The organism is Bradyrhizobium retamae (assembly GCF_001440415.1).
In the GTDB taxonomy this organism is placed as follows: Bacteria; Pseudomonadota; Alphaproteobacteria; order Rhizobiales; family Xanthobacteraceae; genus Bradyrhizobium; species Bradyrhizobium retamae.
The window spans coordinates 1-1,695 of record NZ_LLYA01000100.1 but is presented as its reverse complement, the minus strand read 5'-3'; the positions used below and the strand labels follow the sequence as shown (position 1 = coordinate 1,695).

Here is a 1,695-nt window from a genome sequence, read left to right as displayed (position 1 = left end):
GCCGGGCCGAGCTTCTCGGTGTGGCTCGGGTCGGGCGGCACGACAACTTCTTTGAGCTTGGCGGCCATTCGCTGCTGGCGGTGCAGCTGATGGCGCGTCTGCGGCGGCTGTCGCTGGGGATCGAGGTGCAGACCTTGTTCGCCAAGCCGGTGCTGGCGGATCTGGCCGCAAGCCTGGGCAGTCATCAGGAGGTGGCGGTCCCGGCCAACCTGATCACCGCGAGCAGCACGGCGATTACGCCGCAGATGCTGCCGCTGATCGAGCTGGCCCAGCCGGAGATCGATCGGATCGTCGCCATGGTGCCTGGTGGCGTCGGCAACATCCAGGACATTTATGGCTTGTCGGCGCTGCAGGACGGCATCCTGTTCCATCATCTGCTCGCCAGCCATGGCGATCCGTACCTGCTGGTGTCGCAGACGGCGTTTGCCGACCGTGGCCTGTTGGACCGCTATCTTGGTGCGGTTCAGCGGGTGGTGGATCGGCACGACATTCTGCGCACGGCCTTTGTCTGGGAAGGACTGTCGAGCCCGGCCCAGGTGGTGTGGCGTCGTGCGCCGCTGGAGGTGAGCGAGGTCGAGCTGGATGGCTATGATGGTCCCGGCGCCGATGAGCTCCGGCTGAGGTTTGATCCGCGCCGGCAGCGCATCGATCTTGGCCGGGCGCCGCTGTTGCGGTTTGTGACCGCGCGCGATCCCGGCAGCGCGCGCTGGCTGCTCTTGCAGCTGCAGCATCATTTGATCGGGGATCAAACCACGCTGGAGGTGATGCATGCCGAGGTCCGGGCCGTGCTGGAGGGGCGCGAGCATGAGCTGATAGCCCCGCAGCCGTTCCGCAATCTGGTGGCGCAGGCGCGTCTTGGTGTTGATGCCAAGGCGCATGAAGAGTTCTTCCGGGGGCTGCTGGGGGACATCGATGCGCCGACCACGCCGTTTGGCTTGAGCGAGGTCCACGGCGACGGCTGCGGGGTTCATGAGGCGCATCGGAGGCTGCCGCAGGCGCTCAACGCGCGATTGCGCAGCCAGGCGCGGCGGCTTGGGGTGAGCCTGGCCAGCCTGTGCCATCTGGCCTGGGGGCAGGTGGTGGCGCGCAGCAGCGGCCGAGAGCAGGTGGTGTTCGGCACGGTGCTGTTTGGCCGCATGCATGGCGGCGCGGGTGCCGACCGCACCATGGGCCTGTTCATCAACACGCTGCCGCTGCGGCTTGATCTGGACGGCACCGGGGTCGAGGCGAGCGTGCGGACCACGCACGCCCGGCTGGCCGAGCTGCTGGCGCATGAGCATGCCTCGCTGGCGTTGGCGCAACGCTGCAGCGGCGTTGCGGCGCCGGCGCCGCTGTTCAGCGCGCTGTTGAACTACCGCCATAACAGGCCGGCGGCCACGCCCGGCTCCGGAACGGATGATGTCCTGTCGGGCGTGGAATGGCTCGGCGGCGAGGAGCGCACCAACTATCCCGTGACCCTGTCGGTCGAGGATTATGGCGAAGCGCTCGGCCTGACGGCGCAGGTGGCGGAGCCTGTCTCTGCGGATCGGGTCTGCGGCTACATGCAGCGGGCGCTCGAGCAACTGGCGGAGGCGCTGGAGCATGCCCCCAACACGCCGGTGCGCGAGCTCGACATCCTGCCGTCCGCTGAGCGCGCCTACCTCCTGGAGGAGTTGAACCGGACGGCGGCCCCCTATCCGGCGGAGCAGTGCATCC

The 1,695-nt window shown here is 68.3% G+C and carries 1 protein-coding gene; it reads left to right on the top strand.

Going from position 1 to position 1,695, the window contains the following annotated elements:
* On the top strand, nucleotides 1-1,695 hold a 1,695-nt coding region (locus CQ13_RS11600), incomplete at both ends, for a condensation domain-containing protein (RefSeq protein WP_245309145.1).